At 60.2% G+C, this 26,812-nt stretch carries 25 protein-coding genes; 17 read left to right on the top strand and 8 right to left on the bottom strand.

All coding sequences use genetic code 11. From position 1 onward, the window contains the following. Positions 1-146 precede the first annotated feature (146 nt). Positions 147-1,523 carry a glutamine synthetase family protein gene (locus OC605_RS25625; protein WP_007918694.1) on the bottom strand — a complete coding sequence of 459 codons (1,377 nt, stop codon included), beginning with the start codon at positions 1,521-1,523 and terminating at the stop codon, positions 147-149. Positions 1,524-1,805: 282 nt separating this feature from the next. On the opposite strand from OC605_RS25625, the gene OC605_RS25620 reads away from it, so the two are divergent. From OC605_RS25620 to OC605_RS25600, 5 genes are all read left to right on the top strand, one after another. Then, positions 1,806-2,567 carry a gamma-glutamyl-gamma-aminobutyrate hydrolase family protein gene (locus OC605_RS25620; RefSeq protein WP_186566522.1) on the top strand — a complete coding sequence of 254 codons (762 nt, stop codon included), beginning with the start codon at positions 1,806-1,808 and terminating at the stop codon, positions 2,565-2,567. 369 nt (positions 2,568-2,936) lie between these two features. After that, complete coding sequence (gene potA, locus OC605_RS25615) at positions 2,937-4,079, top strand: polyamine ABC transporter ATP-binding protein (protein WP_024013333.1); 1,143 nt, start codon at positions 2,937-2,939, stop codon at positions 4,077-4,079. Then, the gene (locus OC605_RS25610; protein ID WP_024013334.1) at positions 4,076-4,990 is read left to right on the top strand and encodes an ABC transporter permease subunit; all 915 of its coding nucleotides are present in this window, start codon (positions 4,076-4,078) and stop codon (positions 4,988-4,990) included. Before potA ends, OC605_RS25610 begins: the two co-directional genes overlap by 4 nt. After that, positions 4,987-5,859, top strand: a complete 873-nt coding sequence (locus OC605_RS25605; RefSeq protein ID WP_186566520.1) for an ABC transporter permease subunit — start codon at positions 4,987-4,989, stop codon at positions 5,857-5,859. The genes OC605_RS25610 and OC605_RS25605 overlap by 4 nt, the downstream gene beginning before the upstream one ends. A gap of 196 nt (positions 5,860-6,055) precedes the next feature. Then, on the top strand, positions 6,056-7,153 hold the full coding sequence (locus OC605_RS25600) for a polyamine ABC transporter substrate-binding protein (RefSeq protein ID WP_095182000.1): 1,098 nt from the start codon (positions 6,056-6,058) through the stop codon (positions 7,151-7,153). A gap of 243 nt (positions 7,154-7,396) precedes the next feature. Here the strand turns inward: OC605_RS25600 and thpR are convergent, their stop codons facing one another. Further along, positions 7,397-7,936: an RNA 2',3'-cyclic phosphodiesterase gene (thpR, locus tag OC605_RS25595; protein WP_186566518.1), complete on the bottom strand. Its 540-nt coding sequence runs from the start codon at positions 7,934-7,936 to the stop codon at positions 7,397-7,399. Positions 7,937-8,043: 107 nt separating this feature from the next. Between thpR and OC605_RS25590 the strand changes: the two genes are divergently transcribed. Both OC605_RS25590 and OC605_RS25585 read left to right on the top strand, forming a co-directional pair. Beyond that, positions 8,044-8,238 (top strand): hypothetical protein, encoded by a 195-nt coding sequence (locus OC605_RS25590; protein ID WP_024013337.1) that lies wholly within the window; start codon positions 8,044-8,046, stop codon positions 8,236-8,238. A gap of 247 nt (positions 8,239-8,485) precedes the next feature. Further along, a complete protein-coding gene (locus tag OC605_RS25585; protein ID WP_262140237.1) occupies positions 8,486-9,436 on the top strand; it encodes an IS110 family transposase in 951 nt (316 codons plus the stop codon). A 37-nt stretch (positions 9,437-9,473) separates the two neighbouring features. Here OC605_RS25585 and OC605_RS25580 read toward each other — a convergent pair whose 3' ends face one another. Both OC605_RS25580 and OC605_RS25575 read right to left on the bottom strand, forming a co-directional pair. Next, positions 9,474-10,616, bottom strand: a complete 1,143-nt coding sequence (locus OC605_RS25580; RefSeq protein ID WP_262140236.1) for an HlyD family secretion protein — start codon at positions 10,614-10,616, stop codon at positions 9,474-9,476. Then, on the bottom strand, positions 10,613-12,268 hold the full coding sequence (locus tag OC605_RS25575; RefSeq protein WP_016775184.1) for an MFS transporter: 1,656 nt from the start codon (positions 12,266-12,268) through the stop codon (positions 10,613-10,615). The genes OC605_RS25580 and OC605_RS25575 overlap by 4 nt, the downstream gene beginning before the upstream one ends. Positions 12,269-12,577: 309 nt before the next feature. Between OC605_RS25575 and OC605_RS25570 the strand changes: the two genes are divergently transcribed. The 6 genes from OC605_RS25570 (at position 12,578) to OC605_RS25545 (ending at position 18,826) form a co-directional block, all read left to right on the top strand. Beyond that, a complete protein-coding gene (locus OC605_RS25570) occupies positions 12,578-13,873 on the top strand; it encodes an OprD family porin (protein ID WP_262140235.1) in 1,296 nt (431 codons plus the stop codon). 272 nt (positions 13,874-14,145) lie between these two features. Continuing rightward, entirely contained in the window at positions 14,146-14,970 is an 825-nt protein-coding gene (locus tag OC605_RS25565) for an NAD-dependent epimerase/dehydratase family protein (RefSeq protein ID WP_122612194.1), read from the top strand. A gap of 43 nt (positions 14,971-15,013) precedes the next feature. Then, positions 15,014-15,907, top strand: a complete 894-nt coding sequence (locus OC605_RS25560) for an SMP-30/gluconolactonase/LRE family protein (protein WP_122508023.1) — start codon at positions 15,014-15,016, stop codon at positions 15,905-15,907. A 61-nt stretch (positions 15,908-15,968) separates the two neighbouring features. Beyond that, positions 15,969-16,943, top strand: a complete 975-nt coding sequence (locus tag OC605_RS25555; RefSeq protein ID WP_130888723.1) for a TRAP transporter substrate-binding protein — start codon at positions 15,969-15,971, stop codon at positions 16,941-16,943. A gap of 75 nt (positions 16,944-17,018) precedes the next feature. Next, a complete protein-coding gene (locus OC605_RS25550) occupies positions 17,019-17,546 on the top strand; it encodes a TRAP transporter small permease (protein WP_071172843.1) in 528 nt (175 codons plus the stop codon). Further along, the gene (locus OC605_RS25545; RefSeq protein ID WP_016775191.1) at positions 17,546-18,826 is read left to right on the top strand and encodes a TRAP transporter large permease; all 1,281 of its coding nucleotides are present in this window, start codon (positions 17,546-17,548) and stop codon (positions 18,824-18,826) included. The genes OC605_RS25550 and OC605_RS25545 overlap by 1 nt, the downstream gene beginning before the upstream one ends. 51 nt (positions 18,827-18,877) lie before the next feature. Here the strand turns inward: OC605_RS25545 and OC605_RS25540 are convergent, their stop codons facing one another. The 3 genes from OC605_RS25540 to OC605_RS25530 form a co-directional block, all read right to left on the bottom strand. After that, positions 18,878-19,678: a sulfite exporter TauE/SafE family protein gene (locus tag OC605_RS25540; RefSeq protein ID WP_262140231.1), complete on the bottom strand. Its 801-nt coding sequence runs from the start codon at positions 19,676-19,678 to the stop codon at positions 18,878-18,880. 10 nt (positions 19,679-19,688) lie between these two features. Beyond that, on the bottom strand, positions 19,689-20,933 hold the full coding sequence (locus tag OC605_RS25535; RefSeq protein WP_262140230.1) for an FAD/NAD(P)-binding oxidoreductase: 1,245 nt from the start codon (positions 20,931-20,933) through the stop codon (positions 19,689-19,691). 167 nt (positions 20,934-21,100) lie between these two features. Continuing rightward, complete coding sequence (locus tag OC605_RS25530; RefSeq protein WP_016775194.1) at positions 21,101-21,442, bottom strand: ArsR/SmtB family transcription factor; 342 nt, start codon at positions 21,440-21,442, stop codon at positions 21,101-21,103. A 92-nt stretch (positions 21,443-21,534) separates the two neighbouring features. Here OC605_RS25530 and OC605_RS25525 point away from each other — a divergent pair, with 92 nt between their 5' ends. Next, positions 21,535-22,398, top strand: coding sequence for an MBL fold metallo-hydrolase (locus OC605_RS25525; protein WP_262140229.1), 864 nt, complete (start codon positions 21,535-21,537; stop codon positions 22,396-22,398). A gap of 167 nt (positions 22,399-22,565) precedes the next feature. Here the strand turns inward: OC605_RS25525 and bkdR are convergent, their stop codons facing one another. Beyond that, positions 22,566-23,054 carry a Bkd operon transcriptional regulator BkdR gene (bkdR, locus tag OC605_RS25520; protein ID WP_016775196.1) on the bottom strand — a complete coding sequence of 163 codons (489 nt, stop codon included), beginning with the start codon at positions 23,052-23,054 and terminating at the stop codon, positions 22,566-22,568. 185 nt (positions 23,055-23,239) lie between these two features. On the opposite strand from bkdR, the gene OC605_RS25515 reads away from it, so the two are divergent. Genes OC605_RS25515 through OC605_RS25505 form a run of 3 tightly spaced genes read left to right on the top strand, consistent with a single transcriptional unit; the run spans position 23,240 to position 26,810 of the window. Next, complete coding sequence (locus OC605_RS25515) at positions 23,240-24,475, top strand: 3-methyl-2-oxobutanoate dehydrogenase (2-methylpropanoyl-transferring) subunit alpha (protein WP_262140227.1); 1,236 nt, start codon at positions 23,240-23,242, stop codon at positions 24,473-24,475. A gap of 1 nt (position 24,476) precedes the next feature. Then, positions 24,477-25,535 (top strand): alpha-ketoacid dehydrogenase subunit beta, encoded by a 1,059-nt coding sequence (locus OC605_RS25510; RefSeq protein WP_003224000.1) that lies wholly within the window; start codon positions 24,477-24,479, stop codon positions 25,533-25,535. Then, the gene (locus OC605_RS25505) at positions 25,536-26,810 is read left to right on the top strand and encodes a dihydrolipoamide acetyltransferase family protein (RefSeq protein WP_262140226.1); all 1,275 of its coding nucleotides are present in this window, start codon (positions 25,536-25,538) and stop codon (positions 26,808-26,810) included. It begins immediately after the preceding gene. The last annotated feature ends 2 nt before the right edge of the window (positions 26,811-26,812 follow it).

Below are 26,812 nucleotides of genomic sequence, written 5' to 3'. Positions count from 1 at the left end.
CTGCATACGGTGTGATCACAGACACCACCGATCCAATGTGGGAGCGAGCCTGCTCGCGAAAGCGTCGTGTCAGGCAACAATATTCTGACTGACATACCGCATTCGCGAGCAGGCTCGCTCCCACATTGGATCGGTGGTGTCTGTGATCACACCGTATGCAGATACCAGTTGTACTCAAGGTCAGAAATCGAGTTCTCGAACTCGGCCAGCTCGCTTTCCTTGCACGCGACGAACACGTCGATGTACATCGGGTCGATGTAGCGCGCCATGACTTCGCTGTCGTCGAGCTCGCGCAAGGCGTCGCGCAGGTTGTTCGGCAGGCTCTGCTCGTTTTGCTCGTAGCTGTTGCCTTCGACCGGGGCGCCGGGCTCGATCTGGTTGGTCAGGCCGTGGTGGATGCCGGCCAGCACCGAAGCCATCAGCAGGTATGGGTTGGCGTCGGCACCGGCGACGCGGTGTTCGATGCGCACGGCATCCGCCGAACCGGTCGGCACGCGCACGGCCACGGTGCGGTTGTCGATGCCCCAACTCGGCGAGTTCGGTACGTAGAACTGCGCGCCGAAGCGGCGGTACGAGTTGACGTTCGGGCAGAGGAACGCCATTTGCGCCGGCAGGGTCTCGAGCACACCGCCGATCGCGTGACGCAGTGCGGCGTTCTGCTCGGGATCCTCGCTGGCGAAGATGTTGTTGCCTTCTTTGTCCAGAATCGAAATGTGCACGTGCAGACCGTTGCCGGCCTGGCCCGGATACGGCTTGGCCATGAAAGTCGTGTCCATCTCGTGGTCGTAGGCGATGTTCTTCACCAGACGCTTGAGCAACACCGCGTAATCGCAGGCCTTGATCGGGTCGGAGACGTGATGCAGGTTGACTTCGAACTGTGCCGGGGCGCTTTCCTTGACGATGGCGTCAGCGGGAATGCCCTGCTCTTTCGCGCCTTCGAGAATGTCTTGCAGGCAGTCGACGTATTCGTCGAGATCGTCGATCAGGTAGACCTGGGTCGACACCGGACGCTTGCCGGATACAGGTGAACGTGGCGATTGCGGACGGCCATTCACGTTGTCCTGGTCGATCAGGTAGAACTCGAGTTCGAACGCCGCGCATATGGTCAGGCCGAGGTCGTCGAATTTGCGCACAACGTTGGCCAGCACTTCACGCGGGTCGGCGAAGAACGGCTGGCCTTCGATCTCGTGCATGGTCATCAGCAGTTGAGCGGTCGGGCGTTTTTGCCACGGCTCGATGCTCAGGGTGCCGGGGATCGGGTAGCAGATGCGATCGGCGTCGCCAATATCCAGGCCCAGACCGGTGCTTTCCACCGTCGAGCCGTTGATGTCCAGCGCGAACAGCGACGCCGGCAGGTTGATGCCTTTTTCGTACACCTTATGAAGACTGGTGCGTTCGATGCGCTTGCCGCGCACCACACCGTTCATATCCGCAATCAGAAGGTCGACGTACAAAACCTCAGGATATTTCTTAAGGAATGCGTTGGCTTCGTTGAGTTGAACGGTACGCAGAGGGACCGACATGATGCACCTATTTAGCTGTTAATTATTATGTTCACCACTGTGTTGCGCAGCCAGTCAATCCGAAAGGCAAAGTGAAGTCAATAGCGAACACCCTGCCCTGCAGCCTTTATTTTTCGGGCTTTTTTTAACACTCTCGTGCCATATCCGCCGGCAAACCCCGGTAAACCTGAGCGATTTGATGAACGGCGTTTAGAATTTTTTACATGGCAGTTGTTAATTAAAATCAACGAGGCTAAGCTCCGGAAAAGCTCGTTCAAGTGACAGACTTCGAGGTGAATAAAAATGGCATTCAAGCCATTGATCGGCGTTACTGCGTGCGTCAAACAGATTGGCCTGCACCCCTATCACATCAGCGGTGACAAGTACCTACGTGCTGTCAGCGTTGGCGCCCAAGGGTTGCCAGTGGTCATTCCTTCCCTCGGCAACCTGACTGAAATCGATGACCTGCTCGGTCAGCTCGACGGTCTGTTGCTCACCGGCTCTCCCTCGAACGTGGAGCCCTTCCACTATCAAGGCCCGGCCAGTGCCCTCGGCACGGATCATGATCCGGCCCGTGACGCCACTACCCTTCCCTTATTGCGTGCAGCCATTGCGGCGGGCGTTCCGGTGCTCGGTATCTGCCGTGGCTTCCAGGAAATGAATGTGGCGTTCGGCGGCAGCCTGCATCAGAAGGTGCACGAGCTGCCCGGCATGCTCGATCACCGTGAAGCCGACAGCCCGGATGTGGCGGTGCAATACGCCCCGGCCCATGCGGTCAGCGTGATCGCTGGCGGTGTGTTCGAAGCGCTGGAGCTGCCCGACGAATTTCAGGTCAATTCGATTCACAGTCAGGGCATCGACCGCCTCGCCCCCGGGCTGCGTGCTGAAGCCGTGGCGCCGGACGGTTTGATCGAAGCGATCTCGGTCGAGCACAGCCCGACCTTCGCCCTCAGCGTGCAATGGCACCCGGAATGGCAAGTGCTGGACAACCCGAACTACCTGAAGATTTTCCAGGCGTTCGGCGCAGCGTGCCGGCAACGGGCGGCGAAGCGCAGTCAGCGCTGACGCAATCCCAAACCAGATAACGATTTACTGCCCCCACGCTTGGCGGGTGTGCGTTTGCACATCCGCCAGTCGTGAACTGCAACACCCGTGATAACAACAAGTACGACCCAGGCAGCCAGGACGGCGGCGCCGAACAAGCCGGATCGGTACGGACAAAGGCCACTCAGGTCAACGCATATCCCCTGTGGGAGCGAGCCTGCTCGCGAAAGCGGTGTATCAGCAAACGATGATGTCGACTGACACTCCGTATTCGCGAGCAGGCTCGCTCCCACAGGTTCTGCGCCAGCTGACAGGCATTCCGGACCGCTCCGCAATCCACTTAAGCCCGGCCACATTGGCCAGGCACACGACACCTGTTGGGAGTTTCACATGGCAAACGCCTCCAGCACTTACCGCAAGGCACTCGAAGGTCAGCAGCAACCAAAAAAGGTGCTGGTGAAAGTCGATCGTGTCACCAAGAAGTTCGACGAAACCGTGGCCGTGGACGATGTGTCCCTGGAGATCCATCAGGGCGAGATTTTCGCGCTGCTGGGCGGTTCCGGGTCGGGCAAATCGACTCTGCTGCGCATGCTCGCCGGTTTCGAGCGGCCGACCGAGGGGCGGATTCTGCTCGATGGCGTGGACATCACCGACATGCCGCCGTACGAGCGGCCGATCAACATGATGTTCCAGTCCTATGCGCTGTTCCCGCACATGACCGTGGCACAGAACATCGCCTTCGGCCTCAAACAGGACCGCTTGCCGGCCAGCGAAATCGATGCCCGTGTCGAAGAAATGCTGCGCCTGGTGCACATGACCCAATACGCCAAGCGCCGCCCGCACCAGTTGTCCGGCGGTCAGCGGCAGCGCGTCGCCCTCGCCCGCTCGTTGGCCAAACGGCCGAAACTGTTGCTGCTCGACGAGCCGATGGGTGCGCTGGATAAAAAGCTGCGTTCGCAGATGCAGCTTGAGCTGGTGGAAATCATCGAGCGCGTCGGCGTGACCTGCGTCATGGTCACCCACGACCAGGAAGAAGCCATGACCATGGCCCAGCGCATCGCGATCATGCACCTGGGCTGGATCGCGCAGATCGGCAGCCCGGTGGACATTTATGAAGCGCCGGTCAGCCGCATGGTCTGCGAATTCATCGGCAACGTGAACGCTTTCGACGGCACGGTGGTGGAAGATCTCGAAGGCCACGCGATCATTCACAGCCCCGACTTGCAGCAGAAGATCTATGTCGGTCACGGCGTCAGCACCTCGGTGCAGGACAAGTCGATCACCTACGCCATCCGCCCGGAAAAAATGCTCGTCAGCACCACCCAACCGGAGTTCCGCTACAACTGGTCCGAAGGCAAGGTCCACGACATCGCCTACCTCGGCGGCCATTCGGTGTTCTACGTCGAGCTGCCCGGCGGCAAGATCGTCCAGTCGTTCATGGCCAATGCCGAACGCCGTGGCGCGCGGCCGACCTGGGACGACAAGGTCTACGTCTGGTGGGAAGACGACAGCGGCGTGGTGCTGCGCTCATGAGAACTTTCAATCAGCAATTCTTGCGCCTGGTGCCCAGCGGACGAAAACTGGTGATCGGCATTCCGTTCATCTGGCTGTTCCTGTTCTTCATGCTGCCGTTCTTTCTGGTGATGAAGATCAGCTTCTCGGAAGCCGCGCTGTCGATCCCGCCGTACTCGGAGATCTACACCTTCGCCGAACAGAAATTCCAGCTGCTGCTGAACATCGGCAACTACACCCTGCTCGGCGAAGACGAGCTGTATCTGTCCGCATACCTCGGCTCGCTGAAGGTCGCGGCACTGAGCACGCTGATGTGCCTGGTGATCGGTTTCCCGATGGCCTACGCGATCACCAAGACCGGCAAGGAAACGCAAAACGTCCTGCTGCTGTTGATCATGATGCCGACCTGGACGGCGATCCTGATCCGCGTGTATGCGTGGATGGGCATCCTCAGCAACAACGGTCTGCTCAACGGGTTCCTGATGTGGACCGGGCTCACCGATCACCCGATCGAGATCCTCAACACCAACACTGCCGTCTATATCGGTGTGGTTTACGCCTATCTGCCGTTCATGGTCCTGCCGCTCTACGCCAACCTCGTCAAGCACGACAACAGCCTGCTGGAAGCCGCGCAGGATCTGGGTTCGAGCAACTTCAACAACTTCTGGAAGATCACCGTGCCGCTGGCCAAGAACGGCATCATCGCCGGTTGCATGCTGGTGTTCATTCCGGTAGTTGGCGAATTCGTGATCCCGGAACTGCTGGGTGGCCCGGAGACGCTGATGATCGGTCGCGTGCTGTGGCAGGAGTTCTTCAATAACCGCGACTGGCCGGTGGCTTCTGCGCTGGCGGTGGTGATGCTGTTGATCCTGATTGTGCCGATTCTGCTGTTCAACCGCAGCCAGGCCAAAGAGATGGAGGCACGGGGATGAAACGCTTCAACTTTTCCAAATTCATGCTGATCTTTGGCTTGATGTTCATTTATCTGCCGATGCTGATCCTGGTGATCTACTCGTTCAACGCCTCGAAACTGGTGACGGTGTGGGGCGGCTGGTCGATCAAGTGGTACGTCGGCCTGCTCGACAACACGCAACTGATGGGCTCGGTGCTGCGCTCGCTGGAAATCGCCTGCTACACCGCGATTGCCGCTGTGGCACTGGGTACGCTGGCGGCGTTCGTGCTGACGCGGGTGACGCGCTTCAAGGGTCGCACGCTGTTTGGTGGCCTGGTGACCGCGCCGCTGGTGATGCCGGAAGTGATCACCGGTCTGTCGCTGTTGCTGCTGTTCGTGGCGATGGCGCAGCTGATCGGCTGGCCGCAGGAGCGCGGCATCGTCACCATCTGGATCGCCCACACCACCTTTTGTGCCGCTTATGTGGCGGTGGTAGTCTCCGCGCGCCTTCGCGAGCTGGATCTGTCGATCGAAGAAGCGGCGATGGACCTCGGCGCCAAACCATTCAAAGTGTTTTTCCTGATCACCATTCCAATGATCGCGCCGTCGCTGGCCGCCGGCGGGATGATGTCGTTTGCCTTGTCGCTGGACGATCTGGTGCTGGCGAGTTTTGTCTCCGGGCCGGGCTCGACGACGCTGCCGATGGAGGTGTTCTCGGCGGTGCGCCTGGGCGTGAAACCTGAGATCAACGCCGTGGCCAGCCTGATTCTGCTGGCAGTGTCGCTCGTGACTTTCCTGGTCTGGTACTTCGGCCGCAAGGCAGAGGCCAACCGCAAAAAAGCGATCCAGGAAGCGATGGATCAGACCGCGAACGAGTCGTGGCAACAGCCAGCAGCGGCGACAGCCTGAGCAACACCAATAAACAACTGTGGCGAGGGGATTTATCCCCGTTGGGCTGCGAAGCGGCCCCCGCAGGGCTACCTGAAGACTCCGTATTCAGGTTTTGCGACTGCTTCGCAGCCGAGCGGGGAATAAACCCCCTCGCCACAAGGTTCAAGTGCACCGAGCTTTTGTTTTGTTGAATAAGAAGAAGGGAGTTGTACCGATGAAAATGTTTGGCAGGACTCTGCTGACACTGTCCTTAATGGGCGCGATGGTCATGGGCGCCCAGGCCAACGACAAGGTGCTGCGTGTTTACAACTGGTCCGATTACATCGCGCCGGACACCGTGAAAAAGTTCGAAGACGAGACTGGCATTCGCGTGACCTACGACGTCTTCGACAGCAACGAAACCCTGGAAGCGCGCCTGCTCGCGGGCAAATCCGGCTATGACATCGTCGTGCCGTCGAACAGTTTCCTGGCCAAACAGATCAAGGCCGGCGTCTACCAGCCGCTGGACAAGTCGAAGCTGCCGAACTGGAAGAATCTCAACCCGGTGCTGCTGAAAAACGCCGCCGCCAGTGATCCGGACAACGCGCACGCGTTCCCGTACATGTGGGGCTCGATCGGCATCGGTTTCAATCCGGCCAAGGTCAAGGAAGTACTCGGCGCCAACGCCCCGACCAACTCCTGGGACTTGCTGTTCAAACCGGAGAACGCGGAAAAGCTCAAAGCCTGCGGCATCAGTTTCCTCGATTCGCCGACCGAAATGCTCCCGGCCGCCCTGCACTATCTGGGGTATCCGGTGAACGACAAGGACAAGGCGCACATTGCCGAGGCCGAAGCGCTGTTCATGAAAATCCGTCCTTACGTGGCGTACTTCCACTCCTCGAAGTACATCTCCGATCTGGCCAACGGCAACATCTGCGTGGCGGTCGGTTACTCCGGCGACGTCCTGCAGGCCAAGGCCCGTGCGGTTGAGTCGGGCAACAACGTGGTGATCGACTACAGCATTCCCAAGGAAGGCGCCGGCAGTTTCTACGACATGGTCGCCATCCCCCGTGATGCGGCGAACGTCGACAACGCCTACCTGTTCATGGACTTCCTGATGCGCCCGGACATCATAGCCGAAGTCACCAACAGCATCGGCTACAGCAACGCCAACGCAGCGGCCACGCCACTGGTGGACGAAGCGATCCGCAACGAACCGGGCTCGTATCCTTCGCAAGCGGTGATGGCCACGTTGTATGCAGTGCCGGATCAGCCGATTGCCACACAGCGGATCATGACGCGTGGCTGGACGCGGGTGAAGCTTGGTAAATAAAAACACCGATGATCAAAATGTGGGAGCGAGCCTGCTCGCGAAGGCGCTGTGTCAGGCAATTGAGATGCCGGATGTGCCGACGCTTTCGCGAGCAGGCTCGCTCCCACAATGAAGCAATGCAGTGCTGAAAATTTCCGTTCACGCAGCGCCTTACCACCGCTGCACCCTGCTCTGAACGGCCTCACCCGGCTCCCTCGGCTCGGGTGAATTTGCAGGCGCCCTCGGGCGCCTTTTTTTGTTCGTTCAGATCAGCGGCCAGTCCTGCACAACCCGATAGCGGCCCTTGTGCGATTCGAACAAAGCGAAGCGTTCAGCACGCAGAAAGAACTCCGGCGGTGTGCGCGCTTCCGGCTCCGGCGCGCGGTACTCCCGCGCCAGTGTCAGGTGCGGGCGGAACTCGTGGGTGGGCTCGTCAAAACCGAACGGCAGCATCGCCTGTTCCAGCGCGTAGACCAGGCGCAACAACGCCGGCGGCGCCTGTTCCGGTGCCAGCGATAGCACACCGGCGCGATGCCAGACCTGCAAGCGATCCAGCTCAATGCGCAACGTTTCGCCGGGAATACGCACATTGCCCGCTGCTTCGCAGACGCCATGGATTTGCGCCAGCGGCACCGCTCCAAGAAACAGCAGAGTCAGATGAAAGTTATCCGCCGGCACCGGTTTGCCGCTGCGCAGACCCAGCTCCGCGCGCCACTGGGCGATTGCCTTGCGCTGCGCCGGCGGGCAGTCCAAAGCGAAAAACAGCCGTTTCGACGGTTCATCCCTGCGCACTTCATCAATCATCGCCCTGCCCCCCATATCGTCATGATCGCGCCGATTCTACACAGCCTGTTCTGACGACTCGCGACAGGAAGCTATAGTTCAAGGATTGCCATCAACCGGAGGCTGCCATGCGCGAGATCCTCAGCAAAGAACCCTGGTGGGCCCGGCCACCGCATCCCGGACAGGACGAAAGCGAACTGGAATGGGGCTGGCTAGTGCATTACAGCGAAGGCGAACCGCGCTTCGAATTCGTTCGCGAGAGACCCAGCGACGAGCAGATCCGCAACCGCAAAAGTTGCCGGGTCACCCCCTCGCCCGAATGAATAGAGCCCGTGAGCACTAATCCTGTGGGAGCGAGCAGGCTCGCTTGTATGGTTAGACTTGAAGGGGTGGTGGGACGAACAGTTCGCATCTGACTGCTGTAACAGTACAGACCGTGGGAGACCTCGCCCCACCCCTTCCACCAAAAGCGCCGATAGAGAATGCTTCGTTCAAGCGACGATAGAAACAAGCCTGCGCCTCTGGGTGAAACCCCTACAAGTCGTAAAACCTTAGCGTGGAGAAGTGCCAGTGGCAATGCGTGTGTCGAAGTCAATCGTGGGTGTGGACGTCGCCAAAGCTGAACTCGTTATTTATTTAGCAGATCCAGATCTGCTTACTTCGATACCCAATGAAAAGCCAGCCATAAAGCGCTGGCTTAAAACGTTGCCGGGGCCCACCGCCATAGCTGTTGAAGCGACCAATATTTATCATGTCGACTTGGTTGAGTTGGCTCACGAGTCAGGTCATGACGTTTACATCATCGACGGTTTTCAACTGAGTAATTATCGTAAAGGTGTCGGTGGTCGTAGTAAAACGGACGCATCTGACGCCCGCCTTCTCGCCCGTTTTCTAAAAAACGAAGGCGAAGATTTACGCCCCTGGACCCCACCTCCGGCAGTCTACGGCAAGCTGCAAAGTCTTCTACGACGTAGAGCTTCGCTGATACAGGCCAAGACCAGTCTGACCCAGAGCTGGGCAAATGACGCCAGCTTGAAAGCCGTGTTCACAACTTTCGTAAAGTCCATAGACAGGCTGGATTTGCTAGTTCAGAAAAAGCTCAAGGAAATCTTGCGTGAAGCCGGTTTGCTGGAAGAAGTTGCCAGATGCCAAGCCATCGAAGGTATCGGTTTTCTAACTGCAACTGCTTTGGTCATGGCATACAACCGCGGCGACTTTACCAGCGGTGACTCTTATATAGCGTTTTTAGGCATGGACCTGAGAGTGAGTGACTCGGGCCAAAAAAATGGCCGTAGATATTTAACCAAGCGTGGATGCTCGGAGGTGCGGCGGTTACTGCATAACGCTGCCATGTCAGCTTGCCGATCAAATGCCTGGAAGGCGTTCTACAGCCACCATCTCAACTGCGGAAAAGCGACTACACAGGTGCTCGTGATGCTCAGCCGCAAACTCGCCCGCATAGCATTCGCCCTGATGAAAAACCAGAGCGAATATCAATCGAAAGGGGCAGTTATCGCTTGAGGACAACCATAGAATCTCCCACAGGGTCATGCATTGATCAGTGGGGTTGGGTGTCGCCGGCGGCGGTGTCGATGCTGACCACCACTGACATCCCCGGCCGCAAGCGTTCTGCTTCCTGCTGATCGGGATCGATGGTGATGCGTACCGGCACCCGCTGGGCGATCTTGACGAAGTTGCCGGTGGCGTTGTCGGCCTGCAGCAAGGCAAATTCAGAACCGGTGCCCGGCGAAATATGCTGCACATGGCCGGTGAATCTGCGGTGGTTCAAGGCGTCGACGGTGAAGCGTACCGGTTGCCCGACACGCACGTTGGCCATCTGGGTTTCCTTCATGTTGGCGATCACCCACTTCTGGTCCGGGACCAATGCCATCAGCTGCGCGCCGGAGTTGACGTAGGCGCCGAGGCGCACGCCGATCTGCCCGAGCTGGCCGTCGCGCGGGGCGACGATGCGTGTGTTGGACAGATCGATCCGTGCCAGTTGCACCGCAGCTTCGGCACTGGCCACGGCGGCCTCCAGCGAGCCGCGATTGACGATCACCGTTTGCAGATCCTGCCGGGCGATTTCCAGATTGGCCTTGGCCTGCGCCACAGAAGCCGTGCTTTGCGCGTTGGCAGCGAGGGTCACGTCGAATTCGCGCTTGGACACCGAGCCGTCGCGCACCAGCTCCTGATTACGCCGCAGATCGGCCTCGCTCTTGCGCAACTGCGCCTGGCTGTCGGCGAGCACCGCCTGACGCAATTTGATCGTCGCTTCGGCACTGTTGCGCTGCTGCACGACGTTGGCCAATGCGGCCTTCTGCACTGCCAGTTGCGCCAGGGACTGGTCGAGGCGTTGCTGATAAATGCGGTCGTCCAGACGCACCAGCAGATCCCCGGCCTTGACGTACTGGAAGTCCTGCACCGGCACCTCGAACACATAGCCGCTGAGCTGCGGCCCGATGATCGTCACCTGCCCGCGAATCAAGGCGTTTTCGGTGGTTTCAACCGCACTGCTGAATGGTGGCAGTTGCCACGCATACAGCACGATCAGCACGCCGACGATGGCGATGGCGGCAAAGCCCAGCGAAGAGATGATCCGCACCCGCAGCGAACGCGGCGCGGTATTCGGTGACGATGGCGGCGCCTCCCCTTCAGGCGTGGCGGCGATGGCATTGGTGGTTGTGGTGGTCGGTTCGGTCATGAAGAAGTGGCACCGCTGGGTGGTACGGAAGGTGTCGGTTCAATGGCTTTGGTGGTGCTCATCAGCCACAACGCACGAATCGAAAGCCAGATCATGGTCAGGACGGCAATGACCGCGATCAGCATGAAGACATCGTTATAGGCCAGCACGTTCGCTTCGCGTGTCGCCGCATTGGCGAGGCTGCGCATGCCGGCCAGATTGCGCAGGCTCGGGTCCGCCAGCAAACCGCCGAAGGCCGAGCCGCCGCTCTGCACCCGCGCGGCCACCAACGGATCGGACATCACCAGGTGATCGACGATGTGGCTGGAATGGTACTTCTCCCGCACGATCTGAAAAGTGCCGAGCAACGCCGCGCCGAGCAGTCCGCCGAGGTTGTTGCAGATCCCGAACAGCACGGAAAAGCTCACCAGGTTGCGCGGATTGGTCAGCACGTTGCGCGTGCCGAAGACCATGGTCGGGCCGAGAAAAAACGTGCTGCCGAATGCCAGCAGGAACTGGCTGAAATACATGTTGGCGGGACGGGTCAGGTTATTCGAGAAGCTGTCCATCACCGAACCGGTGGCCATCAGCGCCAAGGAAATGATCAACGGCATCAGCAAATGTTTGGGGTCGATGGTCAACGCGCTGGTGGCAAGCCCGGCGATGCTGCCGATCAGCATCACCACATACAGACTGTGCAACTGCTCATAGCCCATGTTGAGGTTCTGCATGAACCCCACGGCGCCGGTGGATTGCTCCGAGGTGACCATGCGAATCAGGGTCACCGCCAGCGCCAGGCGGATCATCGTTCCGCTGCCCAGCCAGCGGGTCATCAACATCGGGTTGCTGCGGTTGTGCTCGATGGCCAAGCCCATGATGATCAGCGCGATCGAACAGGCCAGCGCCACGCCGATCCAGTCTGCCTCCAGCCACCAGTCGATCCGCCCGAGCGACAGCACCGCGCACAACAACGCCACACCGGTAGCGAGGATCGCGAAGGTGAGGAAATCGAGTTTTTCAAAGGTCTTGAAACGGTCACCGGGCGGCAACTTCAGTAGCAACACGCAGCCGAGTGACAGCAGGGCCATGCCCAGTTCGAACAAGTACAAGCCGCGCCATTCGGCGATCTGCAACAGGTCTTCGGAAAACAGTCGCGCCAGCGGTAACGCCAATTGCGACGTGCCGAGGCCGAGTACCAACGCTTTGAGCCGCCATTTCGCCGGGAACGCCTGGACCATGTAATACAGACCCAGCGAGCTCAGCGCCGCACCGACCATGCCGTGGGCAGCCCGCACCGCCACTGCCGAGTTGAGATCGTTGACGAACAAATGGCCGAAGGTCACCAGCGCGTACAGCACCAGAAATACTTCGGTGAATGCGCGCAAGCCGAACTGCTGGCGAAACTTCACCAACAGCAGGTTCATCGACACGTTGGTCATCACATACGCCGCCGGCAGCCAGGCCATCTCCGCCGTGGTCGCGCCGAGCGAGCCTTGCAGGTAAGGCAGGTTGGCAACCACCAACGAGTTGCCCAACCCACCAGTTACCGCCACCAGCACGCCAACCGCCGCATAAGCCAGGCGCTTGGGCGTGGAGTGTAACGGGGTCGACGGGGAACCGGGCAGGCTGGGCTTTTCGTGGGGTTGCCAGTTGCGCGGGGCGTATTTATCCATGGATCGGCCTGGTGCTGGGGGTGGAGGAAGTTTGCCGCAATTTGACGGGCAATACACGACTCGACGGACACCAAGGAACCCGGTGGGAGCGAGCCTGCTCGCGAAAGCGCTGTGTCAGTCGACAACTTCATTGAAGGAAAGTCCGCATTCGCGAGCAGGCTCGCTCCCACAGGGGTTCTGCGTCGCATGGGAGGTCATCGTATAACTTCCAGTTGACAATCCCCGTAAATCTGGGAAATATCCGCATCGATGTTGTACGACGACGTATGACAAATAATAAAAACAACAAACGATCCAGGGAGCGTCACAGTGAGCCCACTCGCCCGCAATTCCGTCCGCCCTTCACGTTTTGCCCATTTCAAACCGCGTTCGACCCTCAGCCTGATCGGTTGCAGCAGCCTCGCTCTGGCCCTGCCGATGAGTGCCGATGCCGAAGGCTTTCTTGACGACAGCAAAGCCACGCTGAACCTGCGCAACGCCTACTTCAACCGCAACTTCGTCAACCCGGCCAATCCGCAGGGCAAGGCAGAAGAATGGACGCAGAACTTCATTCTCGATGCCAAATCCGGCTTCACCCAGGGCACCGTCGGCTTCGGCCTCGACATCCTTGGCATGTACTCGCAGAAGCTCGATGGCGGCAAAGGCACGGGCGGCACGCAACTATTGCCGATCCATGATGACGGTCGCCCGGCCGACAAATTCGGCCGCCTCGGCGTTGCGCTGAAAGCCAAAGTCTCGAAGACCGAACTGAAAGTCGGTGAATGGATGCCCGTGCTGCCGATCCTGCGCTCCGACGATGGCCGCTCCCTGCCGCAGACCTTTCGTGGTGGCCAGATCACGTCCACCGAGATCAACGGCCTGACCGTTTACGGCGGCCAGTTCCGTGGCAACAGCCCGCGCAACGATGCGAGCATGGAAGACATGTCGATGAACGGCCGCGGTGCGTTCACCTCCGATCGCTTCAACTTCGGCGGCGGCGAATACAGCTTCAACGAAAAACGCACGATGGTCGGCGTGTGGTACGCCGAGCTCACTGACATCTATCAGCAGCAGTATTTCAACCTCAGCCACAGCCAGCCGATGGGCGACTGGACGCTGGGCGCCAACCTCGGTTTCTTCACCGGCAAGGAAGACGGCAGCGCTCAGGCCGGCGACCTCGACAACAAGACCGCGTTCGCCCTGCTCTCGGCCAAGTACGGTGGCAACACCTTCTACGTCGGCCTGCAGAAACTCACCGGCGACGATGCCTGGATGCGCGTCAACGGCACCAGCGGCGGCACCCTCGCCAACGACAGTTACAACGCCAGTTATGACAACGCCAAAGAGCGCTCCTGGCAGGTGCGTCACGACTACAACTTCGTTGCGCTGGGCGTGCCTGGCCTGACCCTGATGAACCGCTACATCAGCGGCGATAACGTGCACACCGCCACCACCAATGACGGCAAGGAATGGGGCCGCGAATCGGAACTGGCCTACACCGTGCAGAGCGGCCCGCTGAAGAACCTCAACGTGAAATGGCGCAACGCGACCATTCGCCGGGACTTCAGCACCAACGAATTTGACGAGAACCGGATTTTTATCAGCTATCCGATCTCGTTGCTGTAACGGTTGGCGGTTTGCCCTGTGGGAGCGAGTCTGCTCGCGAAAGCGCCGGACCAGTCGACTTGTTCTGACTGGCACACCGCATTCGCGAGCAGGCTCGCTCCCACAAGGGGATTGCATTGCAATTCAGGTATCGGGTCTTGAGAAAATGAATCGCCCCTTCCGTCATCTACACCAAAAGTCGCGTTGACAAGATCCGGATACCCTACCGATACTTCAGCGCAGTCATACGACAACCTACAACAAACCTAATAACAATGTGTTCAGGGATTGCCATGACGTCTACCTCTACCCCCCGCGCTCCTTTCAACCGCCTGCTGCTGACCGGTGCCGCCGGCGGCCTGGGCAAAGTGCTGCGCGAACGCCTGCGCCCTTACGCCAACGTGCTGCGCCTGTCCGACATCGCCGCCCTCGCCCCGGCCGTCGATGAACACGAAGAAGTCGTGCTCTGCGACCTCGCCGACAAGCAAGCCGTGCATCAACTGGTCGAAGGCGTCGATGCGATCCTGCATTTCGGCGGCGTTTCGGTCGAGCGCCCGTTCGAAGAAATCCTCGGCGCCAACATCTGTGGCGTGTTCCACATTTACGAAGCGGCGCGCAAGCACGGTGTGAAGCGGGTGATCTTCGCCAGCTCCAACCACGTCATCGGTTTCTACAAACAGGACCAACAGCTCGACGCCACTTCGGCGCGTCGTCCCGATGGTTACTACGGCTTGTCCAAGTCCTACGGCGAAGACATGGCCAGTTTCTACTTCGATCGCTACGGTATCGAAACCGTCAGCATCCGCATCGGCTCCTCGTTCCCCGAACCGCAGAACCGCCGGATGATGCACACCTGGCTGAGCTTCGACGATCTCACGCAACTGCTCGAACGCTCGCTGTACACACCAAACGTCGGCCACACCGTGGTTTACGGCATGTCCGCCAACAAAGATGTCTGGTGGGACAACCGCTACGCCAGCCACCTCGGTTTCGAAGCCAAGGACACCTCGGAAGTGTTCCGCGACAAGGTCGAAGCGCAACCGATGCCAGCCGACGATGATCCGGCGCGGATCTATCAGGGCGGCGCTTTCGTCGCAGCAGGCCCGTTCGGCGACTGACCGTTCGACTTGATCCCCTCCAATAAAAACCATGGGAATGAGTATGCAAGCCGAATTGATCGTCGACGCCCGAAACGCGGTCGGTGAAAGCCCGGTCTGGGTGCCGCAGGAAAACGCCTTGTACTGGGTCGATATTCCCAACGGCGGGCTGCAACGCTGGAGCGCTGACAGCGGGCATGTTGCCTCGTGGAAGGCCCCGGAAATGCTCGCCTGCATCACCCGCCACCGCAGTGGCGGCTGGGTCGCCGGCATGGAAAGCGGTTTCTTTCGCCTGCACCCGCACAGCGACGGCAGCCTCGACAGTGAGTTGCTCGCGACTGTCGAGCACAGCCGCGCGGACATGCGCCTCAACGACGGTCGCTGCGATCGCCAAGGGCGTTTCTGGGCGGGCAGCATGGTGCTGAACATGGGCCTGAACGCGCCTGAAGGCCGGCTCTATCGCTACAGCGCCGGGCAGACGGGCGTGATCGAAGCGCAGCTGGATGGCTTCATCGTGCCCAACGGCCTCGCTTTCAGCCCTGACGGTAAAACCATGTACCTGTCGGATTCGCACCCCAATGTGCAACTGATCTGGGCCTTCGATTACGACACCGAGACCGGCACGCCATCGAATCGCCGAATCTTCGTCGACATGAATCATTTCCCCGGCCGCCCCGATGGCGCCGCCGTGGATGCCGAAGGCTGCTACTGGATCTGCGCCAACGACGCCGGCCTGATCCACCGCTTCGCCCCGGATGGCCGACTGGATTTCTCCCTGGAAGTGCCGGTGAAGAAACCGACCATGTGCGCTTTCGGCGGCAGCAACCTGGACACCTTGTTTGTCGCCTCGATTCGCCCCGGCGATGACCACGACCCGCAATCGCTGGCCGGCGGCGTGTTCGCCCTGAAGCCGGGCGTCAAGGGCCTCGCCGAACCGCAATTCAACGATTTGCTTTAGACCCTCTGCTGCACCGCTGCGCCTTGAACACAAAAATAACAAGACTGGAGACTCACCCCCCATGAACTTCAAACGCACCTTGCTCGCCGCTGCACTCCCGCTGATGTTCACCTTTGCCGGTGCCGCTCAGGCGGAAATGAAACTCAAATTTGCCGACATTCACCCCGCCGGTTACCCAACCGTGGTGGCTGAAAAATCCATGGGCGATACCCTGACCAAGGAAACCAACGGCGAGCTGACCTTCCAATACTTCCCGGGCGGTGTGCTCGGTTCCGAGAAGGAAGTCATCGAGCAGATGCAGGTCGGCGCGGTGCAGCTGTCACGTGTCAGCCTGGGCATCGTCGGCCCTGTTGTGCCGGATGTGAACGTGTTCAACATGCCGTTCATCTTCCGCGACCAGCAACACATGCGTAACGTCATCGACGGCCCGGTGGGCGATGAGATTCTCGACAAGATCACCAACTCCGAATTCGGCCTGGTGGCCCTGGCGTGGATGGACGGCGGCACGCGCAACATCTACACCAAGAAACCGGTGCGCAAGCTCGAAGACCTCAAGGGCATGAAGATCCGCGTACAAGGCAATCCGATGTTCATCGACATGATGAACGCCATGGGCGGTAACGGCATCGCCATGGACACCGGGGAGATCTTCAGCGCCCTGCAGACCGGCGTGATCGACGGCGCGGAAAACAACCCGCCGACCCTGCTCGAACACAACCACTTCCAGAACGCCAAGTTCTACAGCCTGACCGGTCACTTGATCCTGCCAGAGCCGATCGTGATGTCGAAAATCACCTGGGAAAAACTCACTCCGGATCAACAGCAACTGGTGAAAAAAGCCGCCAAGGCTGCCCAGGCTGAAGAGCGCGTGTTGTGGGACAAGAAGTCCGCTGCCAGTGAAGAAAAACTCAAGGCCGCTGGCGTCGAGTTCATCGAAGTCGACAAAAAACCCTTCTACGACGCCACCGCTCCAGTACGGGAAAAGTACGGCGCGAAGTACGCCGACCTGATCAAAAAGATCGAAGCCGTTCAGTAACGCCTCCCGCTTTGTACTCATGAAAAAGGCCCGGCGCGCCAGCGGTTCAGGCGCGCCCGGTTACGGTGGAACCCGATGAAGAATCTGCTGCTGCGTATCAACGACAAAATCTACATGACGTGCATCTGGGTCGCCGGCCTTTCCGTCCTGGCGATTTCCCTGATGATTCCCTGGGGCGTGTTCGCCCGCTACGTGCTCGGCACCGGTTCGAGCTGGCCTGAGCCAACGGCGATCCTGCTGATGATGGTGTTCACCTTCATCGGCGCCGCCGCCAGTTACCGCGCCGGTGCGCACATGGCCGTGGCCATGCTCACCGACCGCATGCCAGCGCAGCTGAAATCCGCAGCAGCGATTTTTTCGCAACTGCTGATGGCGGCCATCTGCATCTTCATGACCATCTGGGGCACCAAGCTGTGCATGTCCACCTGGAACCAGTTCATGGCCGCCCTGCCCGATCTGCGGGTTGGCGTGACCTATCTGCCGATCCCCCTGGGCGGCTTGCTGACGCTGATTTTTGTCGTGGAAAAACTCTTGCTCGGTGACCAGAGCAAACGTCGGGTCGTGCAGTTCGACCTGGTTGAAGAAAGTGAAGGTGCCGTTTAATGGACGCTCTGATCCTGCTGGGCAGTTTTATCGTATTGATCCTGATCGGCATGCCGGTCGCTTACGCGTTGGGCGCCGCTGCGCTGATCGGCGCTTGGTGGATCGACATTCCCTTCCAGGCGGTGATGATCCAGGTCGCCTCGGGGGTGAACAAATTCTCGCTGCTGGCCATTCCGTTCTTCGTCCTGGCCGGCGCGATCATGGCCGAGGGCGGCATGTCCCGGCGGTTGGTGGCGTGTGCCGGGGTGCTGGTAGGTTTCGTCCGTGGTGGTCTGTCGCTGGTCAACATTGTTGCCTCGACGTTCTTCGGCGCGATCTCCGGTTCGTCGGTCGCCGACACCGCGTCGGTGGGTTCGGTGCTGATTCCCGAGATGGAACGCAAGGGCTATCCACGGGACTTCTCCACCGCCGTGACCGTCAGCGGTTCGGTGCAAGCCCTGCTGACTCCGCCAAGCCACAACTCGGTGCTCTACTCGCTGGCCGCTGGCGGTACGGTGTCGATCGCTTCGCTGTTCATGGCCGGCATCGTCCCGGGCCTGCTGATGAGCGCCTGCCTGATGGTGCTGTGCCTGATCTTCGCGAAAAAGCGCAACTACCCCAAGGGCGAAGTGATTCCGATGCGCCAGGCGCTGAAGATCGTCGGCGAAGCCCTGTGGGGCATGATGGCGATGGTGATCATCCTCGGCGGCATCCTCTCGGGTATTTTCACCGCCACTGAATCGGCGGCCATCGCGGTGTTGTGGTCATTCTTCGTGACCATGTTCATCTACCGCGATTACAAATGGAGCGAGTTGCCCAAGCTGATGCATCGCACGGTGCGCACCATCTCCATCGTGATGATCCTGATCGGTTTCGCCGCCAGCTTCGGCTACATCATGACGCTGATGCAGATCCCGGCGAAAATCACCACGCTGTTCCTGACCCTGTCGGACAACCGCTACGTGATCCTGATGTGCATCAACGTCATGCTGCTGTTGCTCGGCACGGTGATGGACATGGCGCCGCTGATCCTGATCCTTACGCCGATCCTGATGCCAGTGATCATGGGCATCGGTGTCGACCCGGTGCAGTTCGGCATGATCATGCTGGTCAACCTGGGGATCGGATTGATAACACCGCCCGTGGGCGCCGTACTCTTCGTCGGCTCGGCGGTGGGCAAGGTCAGTATCGAAAGCACCGTGAAAGCGCTGCTGCCGTTCTATGGCGTGCTGTTCCTGGTGCTGCTGCTGGTGACCTACGTTCCGGCGATTTCGCTGTGGCTGCCGCACCTGGTGTTGTAACCCGCTGAGAAGATCGCAGCCTCGTGCAAGGAGGCTGCGACCTTTTGCTCTTCACGCCCGCAACAACATGTACCCCGCCACCACCAGACAGACACTGGCAAACCCCACCTGCAACGCCCGCGCCGGCACCTGCGCGCACAGCCTGCGACCGATGAGCATGCCAACGATGCTGGCGACAATGAACGCCGCGCCCTGGCTGTCGATACGCACCCCCGCATGAAACGCGCCGATCACCCCGATCGCGGAAATCAGACTGATCACCATCAATGACGTCGCAACGATGCCGCGCATCTGCACATCGGTCAGTTGCTTGAACGCCGGCACGATCAGAAAGCCGCCGCCGACGCCAAGCAAGCCCGAGACCACACCGGTGATCGCACCCAATGCAGCCAGGGTGGCGGTGCACTTGGCGGTCCAGTCGAAGCGCCCGGTCTGCTCGTTGAGCATGCAGTTTTTCTGCCCCCAACTGGCGTGGCCGTGATCGCTCGGCCCCGCTTGCTGACGGTCCTTTCTGAACATTCGCCAAGCGACCAGAACCATCAGCAGGCTGAACAGGATCATCAGAATCTTTTCCGGCAGTTGATGCGCGAAGTAGATCCCCAGCGGCGAAAACACCGCGCCCAGTGCCGCGATCAACAGCGCCGCGCGGTAACGCACCAGGCCATGACGCAAACCATCGATAGCCCCGACCGCTGCCGCGCTGCCGACCGCAAGCAAGGCCACCGGCGCCGCTTGCGTCATCGTCCAGCCGAGCCCGAGCACCAGCGCCGGCACCGCGAGAATCCCGCCGCCCGCGCCAGTCAGGCCGAGGACCAACCCCATCACCACGCCAAACAGACTTGCCAGCAACATAGGGGTTTTCTCAGTCGACCCTGGACAGACGCGTCAGCCACTCGCGGCCTTTGAGCATGCCGTGCCAGTAGAACCACGGCAGCCGCGTCGCCTTCAGCCACCATGCCGCACGCCGGGCCACGGTCGGGTCCAGCGGGAAAGTCGGCAGCAGTTTGCCGCCATAGCCGAACTCGGCGAGGATCACCTTGCCCTTCTCCACCGTCAGCGGGCACGAGCCGTAGCCGTCGTACTTGAGCGGCAGCGGCTGTTGTTTGCGCGCGGCCAGCAGGTTCTGTGCAACGACGACCACCTGCTTGCGCACCGCTGCGGCGGTTTTCGCGTTGCTGGTGCCGCAGATATCGCCCAATGCAAATACGTCGGGATAGCGCGGATGCTGCAGGCTGTGCGGATCGACTTCGCACCAACCGCCGGCATCGGCCAGAGGACTCTGTGCGATGAAATCCGGCGCGACTTGTGGCGGCACGACGTGCAGCAGATCGAAGGTTTTCGCGACCCGGCTGACATCGCCGGCGGCATCCTTGACGTCAAACCACGCGGTTTTCGCCGGGCCGTCGACCTTGACCAGATTCGAGTTGAACGCCAGTTGCGCGTCGTACTGTTCGATGTACTTCATCAACGGCGGCACGAAGGTCGGCACGCCAAACAGCGCAGCGCCAGCGAGATTGAATTCGACGTTGATGTCTTTCAGCACGGCGGATTTGCGCCAGTAATCGCAAGACAGATACAGGGCCTTCTGCGGCGCACCGGCGCATTTGATCGGCATCGCTGGCTGGGTGAACAGCGCCCGGCCGTCGCGCAGTTTCTGCACTTGATCCCAGGTGTACTGGGCGTGCTGATAGCTGTAGTTGGAGGTGACGCCGTGCTGACCGAGGCTTTCCTGCAAGCCTTCGATTTTCTCCCAGGCCAGGCGCAGGCCGGGGCAGACGATCAGGTTCTGATAGCTGACGGTGCGTTGGTCGTCGAGGGTGAGTTGGCGGCTTTGCGGGTCGATGGCGCTGACGCTGGCCTGAATCCACGTTGCCTGACGCGGCATGACTTTGCTCATCGGCCTGACGGTGTCTTTCACATCGAACGCACCACCGCCGACCAGCGTCCACGCCGGTTGATAGTAATGCTGTGAACTCGGTTCGATCACGGTGACTTTGAGCTGCGGGTCACGCTTGAGCAGGCTGGCGACAAAACCGATGCCGGCCGTGCCGCCGCCGATGACCACGATGTCCGCACTGATGGATGGGCCCCAGTGTTGATCGTTCATTGCTTGTTCCTTTTGCTGCACGCAAGGTTTTTCTTGGCTCACCACAACAACTAATGTGGGAGCGAGCCTGCTCGCGAAAGCGGTGGCTCAGTCAACTATTCGTCGGCTGACACGCCGCCTTCGCGAGCAGGCTCGCTCCCACAGGAGGTGTTTGTAAGGGCTGGCATTTATGGCTGTTCCCAGCTCTTGAGTACCGCTCCGCAATACAGCCCCGACAGGGTCTTCATCACCTGGATCACTTCGTGACTGGCCAGGCCGTAGAAAATGTATTTGCCTTCACGGCGAGTCGCGACCAGCCCTTCGTCGCGCAAGATGCCCAGTTGTTGGGACAGCGTCGGCTGGCGTACGCCGGTCATTTTTTCCAGCTCGCCGACGTTGCGTTCGCCCTGGGTCAGTTGACAGAGGATCAACAGACGATCCTCATTGGCCAGGGCTTTGAGCAACGCGCAAGCTTTGGACGCCGAGGCGCGCAGTTGGGCGACTTCACATTCGGTCAGACTGGATTGCATTTGCACGAGGCCTTGAAGGTCACTTAAGCTGCGAACATTATGTTTTTACATAAACTGTTGCAACCCGAAATTCCCCAGCACAGGTTTTCGCCATGCCCGCCCAGATTGAAGCGTTCCTCGACCCCGCGTCCTCGACCTACAGCTACGTGGTCTATGAAGCCGACGGCGGCCAGTGCGCGATCGTCGACCCGGTGCTTGACTACGATGGCGCCGCCGGGCGCACCGGCACGGCGCAGACGGACAAGATCATCGCTTTCGTGCGTGCGCACCGGCTGCAAGCGCAATGGCTGCTGGAAACCCACGCCCACGCCGACCACCTCTCCGCCGCGCCGTACCTGCGTCGGGAACTGGGCGGCAAGATCGCCATCGGTGAATCGATCAGCAAAGTGCAGAATGTGTTCAAGGCGCTGTTCAATCTGGAGCCGGAATTTTGCGTCGATGGCTCGCAGTTCGATCACCTGTTCGCGCCGAACGAGTCGTTCATGATCGGCAATCTCAAGGCCACCGCCCTGCACGTCCCCGGCCATACGCCAGCGGACATGGCGTACCTGATCGACGGCGAACAGATCCTGGTGGGTGACACGCTGTTCATGCCCGACGTTGGCACCGCGCGCTGTGATTTCCCTGGCGGCAATGCGCAGCAATTGTTCAAGTCGATCCAGAAGCTGCTGGCTTTTCCGGCCAGCGTGAAGCTTTACGTCTGCCACGATTACCCGCCCGAAGGCCGCGCCTCACAGTGCCAGACCACTGTCGGCGAACAGCGCAAAAGCAATATTCATGTGCATGACGGGATCGACGAAGCGGCGTTCGTCGAAATGCGCACGACACGTGACGCTGGGTTAGGCATGCCGACGTTGCTGCTGCCGGCGATTCAGGTGAACGTGCGGGCGGGGAATATGCCGGCGCCTGAGGACAACGGCGTGGTTTACCTGAAGATTCCGCTCAACAAACTCTGACGGTTCGGCAACGCAGCCTCCAGCAGCGCCAACTGATCGTTCCCACGCTCCGCGTGGGAATGCATCCCGTGACGCTCTGCGTCACTTCTTGAGGCGGAACGCGGAGCGTCCCTGGCGGCATTCCCACGCGGAGCGTGGGAACGATCGGCGTCTGCAGGTCAGTCGTATCAATTGCCCAACGTCAACCCATTGGCCGGCAACGGCAACGCGGTCTTATAACGCACCTGCTTCAGCGCAAAGCTCGAACGAATATTCGCCACCCCCGGCACCTTGGTCAGAAAATCCATCATGAAGCGTTCTAGCGACTGAATGCTCGGCACCAGCACGCGGATCAGATAATCCGGATCACCCGCCATCAAGTAGCACTCCATCACCTCAGGCCGATCAGAAATCGCTTCCTCGAAATGCTGCAACGCCTCCTCCACCTGTTTTTCCAGGCTGACGTGAATGAACACGTTCACGTGCAGCCCCAGCAGATCGGCATCCAGCAGCGTGACCTGCTCGCGAATCAAGCCCAATTCTTCCATGGCCTTGACCCGGTTGAAGCAAGGCGTCGGCGACAGGTTCACCGAGCGAGCGAGGTCGGCGTTGGTGATGCGCGCGTTCTCCTGAAGGCTGTTGAGAATGCCGATGTCGGTACGGTCCAGTTTGCGCATGAGACAAAACCACCTGTTTTTTATGTTTATGCAGAATTTCTATCTGCAAATGGTCGCCAGCGCAACGAAACACAGAGAAATATTCTTCTTGGCCGCGCCTATGATTGTTGTAGGACAAGATTTCCCCTACACGGGAATGACTGCCAGCTCACTACAAGAAATTCACAAGATCGAGCGTAGAAGCCATGACCCAAGCGTATGAACCGCTGCGCCTGCACGTCCCTGAACCCTCGGGCCGTCCCGGCTGCAAAACCGATTTCTCCTACCTGCATCTGACCGATGCCGGTACGGTGCGCAAACCTCCTGTCGATGTAGAACCTGCCGACACCGCCGACCTCGCCCGTGGCCTGATTCGCGTGCTCGACGATCAGGGCAACGCCCTCGGCCCGTGGGCCGAAAACGTGCCGGTCGAGATCCTGCGCAAAGGCATGCGCGCGATGCTCAAGACACGCATCTACGACAACCGCATGGTCGTCGCCCAGCGGCAGAAAAAGATGTCGTTCTACATGCAGAGCCTTGGCGAAGAAGCCATCGGCAGCGCCCAGGCGTTGGCACTGAACATCGATGACATGTGCTTCCCGACCTACCGCCAGCAAAGCATCCTGATGGCCCGCGATGTGCCGCTGGTCAACCTGATCTGCCAACTGCTGTCCAACGAGCGCGATCCGCTCAAGGGCCGCCAGTTGCCGATCATGTATTCGGTCAAGGACGCCGGTTTCTTCACCATCTCCGGCAACCTCGCCACTCAGTTCATTCAGGGCGTTGGCTGGGGCATGGCCTCGGCGATCAAGGGCGATACGAAAATCGCCTCGGCGTGGATCGGCGACGGCGCCACCGCCGAATCCGACTTCCACACCGCCCTCACCTTCGCTCACGTTTATCGGGCGCCGGTGATCCTCAACGTGGTCAACAACCAGTGGGCGATTTCCACCTTCCAGGCCATCGCCGGCGGTGAAGCCACGACTTTCGCCGGACGCGGTGTCGGATGCGGCATCGCCTCGCTGCGTGTCGATGGCAACGACTTCTACGCGGTCTACGCCGCTTCCGCCTGGGCTGCCGAACGCGCCCGGCGCAACCTCGGCCCGACCATGATCGAATGGGTCACCTACCGCGCCGGCCCGCACTCGACCTCCGACGACCCATCAAAATACCGCCCTGCCGATGACTGGAGCCACTTCCCGCTCGGCGATCCGATCGCGCGTCTGAAACAGCACTTGATCAAGGTAGGCCACTGGTCGGAAGAAGAACACGCGGCCGTCAGCGCCGAACTCGAAGCCGAAGTGATTGCCGCGCAGAAACAGGCCGAACAGTACGGCACCCTCGCCGGTGGCCAGATTCCAAGCGCCGCGACCATGTTCGAAGACGTCTACAAAGAGATGCCGGAGCACTTGAAGCGCCAGCGTCAGCAGTTGGGGATCTGACATGAACGATCACAACAACAATATTCAGTTGGAAACCGCCATGACCACGACCACCATGACCATGATCCAGGCCCTGCGCTCGGCCATGGATGTGATGCTTGAGCGCGATGACAACGTCGTCGTCTTCGGTCAGGACGTCGGCTACTTCGGCGGCGTGTTCCGCTGCACCGAAGGCCTGCAGACCAAGTACGGCACCTCGCGGGTGTTCGACGCGCCGATCTCGGAAAGCGGCATCGTCGGCGTGGCCGTCGGCATGGGTGCGTATGGCTTGCGCCCGGTCGCCGAAATCCAGTTCGCCGACTACGTCTACCCCGCCTCCGACCAGATCATCTCCGAAGCAGCGCGTCTGCGTTATCGCTCGGCCGGCGAGTTCACCGCACCGATGACCCTGCGCATGCCTTGCGGCGGCGGCATCTACGGCGGCCAGACTCACAGCCAGAGCATCGAGGCGATGTTCACTCAGGTCTGCGGTCTGCGCACGGTGATGCCGTCCAACCCGTACGACGCCAAAGGCTTGCTGATCGCCTCCATCGAAAACGATGACCCGGTGATCTTCCTTGAGCCAAAACGCCTGTACAACGGCCCGTTCGATGGCCATCACGACCGCCCGGTAACCCCGTGGTCGAAACACCCGCAAGCCCAGGTGCCGGACGGTTACTACACCGTGCCGCTGGACGTTGCCGCGATCACTCGTCCGGGCAAGGACGTGACCGTGCTGACCTACGGCACCACCGTATACGTCTCGCAAGTCGCTGCCGAAGAATCCGGCGTCGATGCCGAAGTCATTGACCTGCGCAGCCTGTGGCCGCTGGACCTGGAAACCATCGTCAAGTCGGTGAAGAAAACCGGCCGCTGCGTGGTGGTTCACGAAGCCACCCGCACCTGCGGTTTCGGCGCCGAGCTGGTATCGCTGGTGCAGGAGCATTGCTTCCATCACCTGGAAGCGCCGATCGAGCGCGTCACCGGTTGGGACACTCCCTACCCGCACGCGCAGGAGTGGGCGTATTTCCCAGGGCCGTCCCGCGTGGGCGCGGCGTTGAAACGGGTCATGGAGGTCTGAATGGGCACGCACGTTATCAAGATGCCGGACATCGGCGAAGGCATCGCAGAAGTAGAACTGTCGCAGTGGCACGTCAAGGTCGGCGATCTGGTGGTTGAAGATCAGGTGCTGGCGGACGTGATGACCGACAAGGCGATGGTCGATATTCCATCGCCGGTACACGGAAAAGTGATTGCGCTCGGTGGTCAGCCGGGTGAAGTGATGGCGGTCGGCAGTGTGCTGATCAGCATCGAAGTCGAAGGGGCTGGCAACCTTAAAGAGTCCGCCGCGCCCGCGCCGGTCAAAGAAGCACCGGTTGCGCCGAAAGTTGAAGCCGCTGTCGAAAGCAAACCCGCCGCAGCCACCGCACCACGTCCGGCTGCCGTTTGCCAAGGCCCGATGGTTGCTCGCGAAGCGGATGAACGCCCGCTCGCATCGCCGGCCGTGCGCAAACATGCGCTGGATCTGGGTATTCAATTGCGTCTGGTGCGCGGTTCCGGCCCGGCCGGTCGTGTGCTGCACGAAGACCTTGAAGCCTATCTGGCGCAAGGTCAGTCGAACGCTTCGGCACCGGTTGCCGCCGCGTACGCCCAGCGTAACGACGAAGAACAGATTCAAGTGATCGGCATGCGCCGCAAGATCGCCCAGCGCATGCAGGATGCCACTCAGCGTGCCGCGCACTTCAGTTATGTTGAAGAAATCGACGTCACCGCGATCGAAGAGCTGCGTGCGCATCTGAATGAAAAGCATGGCGCCAGCCGTGGCAAGTTGACCTTGTTGCCGTTCCTCGTTCGCGCGCTGGTCGTCGCCCTGCGCGACTTCCCGCAGATGAACGCCCGTTACGACGACGAAGCGCAAGTCATTACGCGCCTGGGCGCGGTGCATGTCGGCGTCGCCACGCAAAGCGATGTTGGCCTGATGGTGCCTGTGGTGCGTCACGCCCAAGCGCGCAGCCTGTGGGACAGCGCCGCGGAAATTTCGCGTTTGGCCAACGCCGCGCGCAATGGCAAGGCCAGCCGCGATGAGCTGTCCGGTTCGACCATTACTCTGACCAGCCTCGGTGCGCTGGGCGGCATTGTCAGCACGCCGGTGCTGAACCTGCCGGAAGTGGCCATTGTCGGCGTGAACAAAATCGTCGAGCGGCCCATGGTGGTCAAAGGCCAGGTGGTGATCCGCAAGATGATGAACCTCTCCAGCTCCTTCGATCACCGCGTGGTCGACGGCATGGACGCGGCGCTTTTCATCCAGGCCATTCGTGGCTTGATCGAACAACCCGCGACCTTGTTTGTGGAGTAATG

The organism is Pseudomonas sp. Marseille-Q5117 (assembly GCF_946901175.1).
Taxonomy (GTDB): Bacteria; Pseudomonadota; Gammaproteobacteria; order Pseudomonadales; family Pseudomonadaceae; genus Aquipseudomonas; species Aquipseudomonas iranensis.
The sequence above is the reverse complement of the archived record's forward strand: the minus strand, read 5'-3'. Positions and strand labels throughout refer to the sequence as shown.

Bases quoted from the DNA above. Each gene is read 5' to 3' on its own strand.
- OC605_RS25580 (WP_262140236.1), bottom strand. From the start codon at position 10,616: ATGACCGAACCGACCACCACAACCACCAATGCCATCGCCGCCACGCCT.
- OC605_RS25515 (WP_262140227.1), top strand. From the start codon at position 23,240: ATGACCCAAGCGTATGAACCGCTGCGCCTGCACGTCCCTGAACCCTCG.
- OC605_RS25625 (WP_007918694.1), bottom strand. From the start codon at position 1,523: ATGTCGGTCCCTCTGCGTACCGTTCAACTCAACGAAGCCAACGCATTC.
- OC605_RS25510 (WP_003224000.1), top strand. From the start codon at position 24,477: ATGAACGATCACAACAACAATATTCAGTTGGAAACCGCCATGACCACG.
- OC605_RS25525 (WP_262140229.1), top strand. From the start codon at position 21,535: ATGCCCGCCCAGATTGAAGCGTTCCTCGACCCCGCGTCCTCGACCTAC.
- OC605_RS25540 (WP_262140231.1), bottom strand. From the start codon at position 19,678: ATGTTGCTGGCAAGTCTGTTTGGCGTGGTGATGGGGTTGGTCCTCGGC.
- OC605_RS25610 (WP_024013334.1), top strand. From the start codon at position 4,076: ATGAGAACTTTCAATCAGCAATTCTTGCGCCTGGTGCCCAGCGGACGA.
- OC605_RS25560 (WP_122508023.1), top strand. From the start codon at position 15,014: ATGCAAGCCGAATTGATCGTCGACGCCCGAAACGCGGTCGGTGAAAGC.
- OC605_RS25545 (WP_016775191.1), top strand. From the start codon at position 17,546: ATGGACGCTCTGATCCTGCTGGGCAGTTTTATCGTATTGATCCTGATC.
- OC605_RS25535 (WP_262140230.1), bottom strand. From the start codon at position 20,933: ATGAACGATCAACACTGGGGCCCATCCATCAGTGCGGACATCGTGGTC.
- OC605_RS25505 (WP_262140226.1), top strand. From the start codon at position 25,536: ATGGGCACGCACGTTATCAAGATGCCGGACATCGGCGAAGGCATCGCA.
- OC605_RS25600 (WP_095182000.1), top strand. From the start codon at position 6,056: ATGAAAATGTTTGGCAGGACTCTGCTGACACTGTCCTTAATGGGCGCG.
- OC605_RS25555 (WP_130888723.1), top strand. From the start codon at position 15,969: ATGAACTTCAAACGCACCTTGCTCGCCGCTGCACTCCCGCTGATGTTC.
- thpR (WP_186566518.1), bottom strand. From the start codon at position 7,936: ATGATTGATGAAGTGCGCAGGGATGAACCGTCGAAACGGCTGTTTTTC.
- OC605_RS25590 (WP_024013337.1), top strand. From the start codon at position 8,044: ATGCGCGAGATCCTCAGCAAAGAACCCTGGTGGGCCCGGCCACCGCAT.
- OC605_RS25620 (WP_186566522.1), top strand. From the start codon at position 1,806: ATGGCATTCAAGCCATTGATCGGCGTTACTGCGTGCGTCAAACAGATT.
- bkdR (WP_016775196.1), bottom strand. From the start codon at position 23,054: ATGCGCAAACTGGACCGTACCGACATCGGCATTCTCAACAGCCTTCAG.
- OC605_RS25605 (WP_186566520.1), top strand. From the start codon at position 4,987: ATGAAACGCTTCAACTTTTCCAAATTCATGCTGATCTTTGGCTTGATG.
- OC605_RS25530 (WP_016775194.1), bottom strand. From the start codon at position 21,442: ATGCAATCCAGTCTGACCGAATGTGAAGTCGCCCAACTGCGCGCCTCG.
- OC605_RS25575 (WP_016775184.1), bottom strand. From the start codon at position 12,268: ATGGATAAATACGCCCCGCGCAACTGGCAACCCCACGAAAAGCCCAGC.
- potA (WP_024013333.1), top strand. From the start codon at position 2,937: ATGGCAAACGCCTCCAGCACTTACCGCAAGGCACTCGAAGGTCAGCAG.
- OC605_RS25565 (WP_122612194.1), top strand. From the start codon at position 14,146: ATGACGTCTACCTCTACCCCCCGCGCTCCTTTCAACCGCCTGCTGCTG.
- OC605_RS25550 (WP_071172843.1), top strand. From the start codon at position 17,019: ATGAAGAATCTGCTGCTGCGTATCAACGACAAAATCTACATGACGTGC.